A 3,739-nucleotide genomic window follows, 5' to 3' on the forward strand; every position below is an offset into this window, starting at 1 on the left:
GTGTTGTGCCATGTTCAACTTATTTACCGTAAGACCTATCGTTGAAGTGCAGCACAGGTTAACAACATCAATTTAAATCGGAATTTACACAAACATACTGAGAGAGATGTTACCTAATGACTTCTAAATTTTCGTTATGTGCGGTCGGGCTACTGTCAATAAGCAGTATTGCAGTCAGCACTATTGCAACCGCATCAAACCCTAGTGAGATAAACACCCAATTAAAGTGGTCTTGGGAAAGTAGCTCGTTTAAACCTGAGTTTAACCAAGTCATGGCGGCACCTATCGTTGCTCAGTTAAATGATGATAATGGTGACGGAAAAATCGACGAGAATGATATCGCTGATATTATCGTTGTTACTTTTGAAGGTAACAAGTATGCGAAAGGGGGAATAATTAGAGCCCTGAGTGGCGTTGATGGTTCTGAACTTTGGTCATACAATAATGGTGGTGTTATAGCCGATGCTCGCTATTCCCCTGCTATAGCTGATCTTGATGGAGATGGCTTGGTAGAGATTGTTAGCACGAGTCTAGATAGCAAATTCATCAACATCCTTGATGTTAACGGAAATATTAAAAAGCAGATTACTAAAACCAAAACTGGTGGTGGCGCATCAGGAAATATCGCATTAAGCGACCTCAACAACGACTCTTCTGTTGAGATCTTATCGGCTGATGGTGTCTATAACTACGATACTGGGCTATTATTCACCTACGATTGGTCTCCATCACCTATAAGCTTGGATGTGGATGGTGATGGCATACAAGAAGTGTTCTCAAATGGCTCTCTTTATCAAAGTAATGGCGCATTTACTTGGCAGCATCCTACAAACGACCACATTTGGTTCTCAGCCGTTGCTAACTTGGATAATGATAACAAACCTGAGATCATTATCTCAGTACCAGCGTCACTCTCAGCATCACAAAATAGCTCTTTTGCTGTATTAGAAAGTGATGGAAGTGTGAAATGGGAAATTACTAATACTGAAAATCCAGGTGGTGGTGCTCAAGCTATTTCAAACTTCCTTGGCAAAGCTACAACCTCTACCAATGAAATCGCTAAGTCCCCTGTTTATGGATATACCCATCTACATCACAGCCATCCAGTGAAAATAGCAGATGACAACCAACTTAAAATCCGCTCAGGAGATCTGATTGACGCTATTGGATCAACAGCAAGTAATATGGTGGGTGGTCAAGGCGGTTCACTGCATACTATTGATACAAGCAAAGTCCGCTCTATCGATGTAACCTACGGCAAATATAAAACGTGGTGGACATATGGCGTACTCGAGATGGAATTCACTCTCAATGATGGTTCGAAAATAACGTTAGGTTCAAAAGATTCAGCCTTTAAATACCCGGCATTAGAGTGGCGAACCAAAGAAGTTCCATATCTTGGATTGGAGTGGAGAACAAAACAAGTTTCTTACTGGTTCTTTGGCTGGCATACCAAAACAGTTTCTTACCTAGCTCCTGTTTGGAAAACTAAAACGATTCCTTATGCTGTTCCTGTCATGAAGAGCAAAGCAACCACTGAACGATATACAGTCCCAAGCAATACCCAACTGGTAGGCTTAAATGTGTGGAGTAAACCAAAGCCTATCTTCACCTTCAAAAAGCATGTGAATGCTGTACAGTTTATTGTGGGTGAAAAAATCAACAACAACATACAGAATATGGGTATCGTATACGCTGGTTACTATGCTGTTGACATGTACAATGCGCAAGGCGGTAAGGTTTGGTCTGTGAAAAATGATGACTCTAATAGTGGAAAAATTGGTGTCTCTGCTTATGACTTCACTGGTGATGGCATTGATGAAGTTATCGTACAGGACTTCCTAAGAGTTCGAATCCTCGATGGGCGTACTGGTGCTGTATTAGCAACGATTGCAAACTCATCTGACACCTTGTGGGAATACCCTGTTGTGGCGGATCTAGAAGGCAATAACAATGCATCGCTTATTGTCGTAGCAAATGACTATGCTCCAGAAAGAGCTATCAACCATGGTGTTTATGTTTACCAGTCAGCCGATGCTGATAAACCATGGAAAAATGCAACGAGAATTTGGAACCAACATTCGTTCCATTTCTCAAACATTAACCAAGATGGCTCAGTACCAACCAATGCTCAGCCTAGTTGGCTAACACATAACACTTATCGCTCAAGTACCATTAAATAACTTGAATTTGATATAACCCCCACTACCGTCCAAGGCGGTGGTGGGGGGATGACAAAAAAAGCCTCGCCTTTTAACAAAGGCGAGGCTTTTTTATGGCCAGTACGCTGGGAATATTAGTGAAGCTTTAAGTTTGGACGCAACACACGATTAATACGGCCAACTAACATCATCAACCCTGTTTTGAACATACCGTGCAGCGCCATTTGGTGCATGCGATACAAAGAAATGTACACTACTCGCGCAATACGACCTTCAACCATCATCGAGCCTTTGGTTAAATTACCCATTAAGCTACCAACGGTAGAAAAACGACTTAATGAAACCAACGAACCGTGATCTTTATAAACATACGGTTTGAGCTCACGCCCGTTAAGCTTAGCAACAATATTCTTGAACGCTTGGCTTGCCATTTGGTGCGCTGCTTGTGCACGAGGTGGCACAAATGAACCATCGGCTTGTGTACATTGTGCTAGATCACCGATCACAAAAATATCGTCATCTCTTGTGGTTTGTAAGGTATTTTTTACCACTAACTGATTAATGCGGTTTGTTTCCAAACCGGCAATCTCTTTCATAAAATCCGGTGCTTTGATGCCAGCAGCCCACACCATGATCTGAGCGGGAATCTTTTCGCCATCTTTAGTTGTTAGGCCATCCTTATCTGCTCGCGTGACCATAGTCGCAGTACGAACGTTGACACCTAATTTCGTTAATTCGCTGTGTGCAGCACTAGAAATGCGAGGTGGAAGAGCGGGTAGAATACGCTCACCCGCTTCCACAAGGTTGACATTCAGTTTGCTTGAATCAAGATCGCCAAAACCATAAGTTCGCAGCTCTTTTACTGCATTATGTAGCTCAGCAGATAATTCAACACCCGTTGCACCTGCGCCAACAATCGCAATATCAACTGTACCGTTACCATTTTTCGCATGAAGTTTTAGAAACTCATTATTCATTTCAGTACGAAAACGATTTGCCTGTTCAGGGCTATCAAGGAAGATACAATGCTCACGAACTCCTGGAGTATTGAAGTCGTTAGACGTTGAACCGATTGCCAACACCAAAATGTCATATTCAAGCTCACGACTTGGCATTAACAATTCACCATGCTCATCTTGCAATTCACTAAGAACAATCACTTTGCGTTCACGATCAATATCAGCAAGACTACCCATTTGGAAATCAAAACGATGATTTTTTGCGTGAGCGCGATAGCTTAGCGCATCCACTCCTTCATCTAATGAACCCGTTGCCACTTCATGCAATAACGGTTTCCATAAGTGGCTTGCTTTACGATCCACTAATGTGATTTCTGCGCGATTTTTACGGCCAAGAGTGCGACCAAGTTTAGTCGCGAGCTCTAAACCACCCGCGCCACCACCGACTACGATAATTCGTGTCACAACAATAATCCTCAAAAAGAAATAAACATGATTCAGCGTGAAATCTCACACTGAAGGAATTCTCAGTAATGCGCTTGCTTCAGATAAATCTTGTTCAGCAAATGAAGCTATCTTCGCAGCACGTTTCATTAGGATAAATGCATGTAACTACAC

2 protein-coding genes are annotated in these 3,739 nt (G+C 42.2%); one reads left to right on the forward strand and one right to left on the reverse strand.

Features of this window, described 5'->3' with window-relative positions; translation table 11 throughout:
- Positions 1–116: 116 nt before the first annotated feature.
- Entirely contained in the window at positions 117–2,183 is a 2,067-nt protein-coding gene (locus AACQ17_RS07565; protein WP_094147410.1) for a beta-prism lectin domain-containing protein, read from the forward strand.
- A gap of 113 nt (positions 2,184–2,296) precedes the next feature.
- On the opposite strand, the gene AACQ17_RS07570 is transcribed toward AACQ17_RS07565, so the two are convergent.
- Positions 2,297–3,586 (reverse strand): NAD(P)/FAD-dependent oxidoreductase, encoded by a 1,290-nt coding sequence (locus AACQ17_RS07570; protein WP_026028144.1) that lies wholly within the window; start codon positions 3,584–3,586, stop codon positions 2,297–2,299.
- Between the last annotated feature and the right edge of the window lie 153 nt (positions 3,587–3,739).

Origin of the sequence: Vibrio sp. V10_P2A27P122, assembly GCF_963874335.1 — a bacterium.
GTDB lineage: Bacteria > Pseudomonadota > Gammaproteobacteria > Enterobacterales > Vibrionaceae > Vibrio > Vibrio anguillarum.

What these genes read in the sequence shown, in the direction of transcription:
- AACQ17_RS07565 (WP_094147410.1), top strand. Translation starts at nt 117, where the DNA reads ATGACTTCTAAATTTTCGTTATGTGCGGTCGGGCTACTGTCAATAAGC.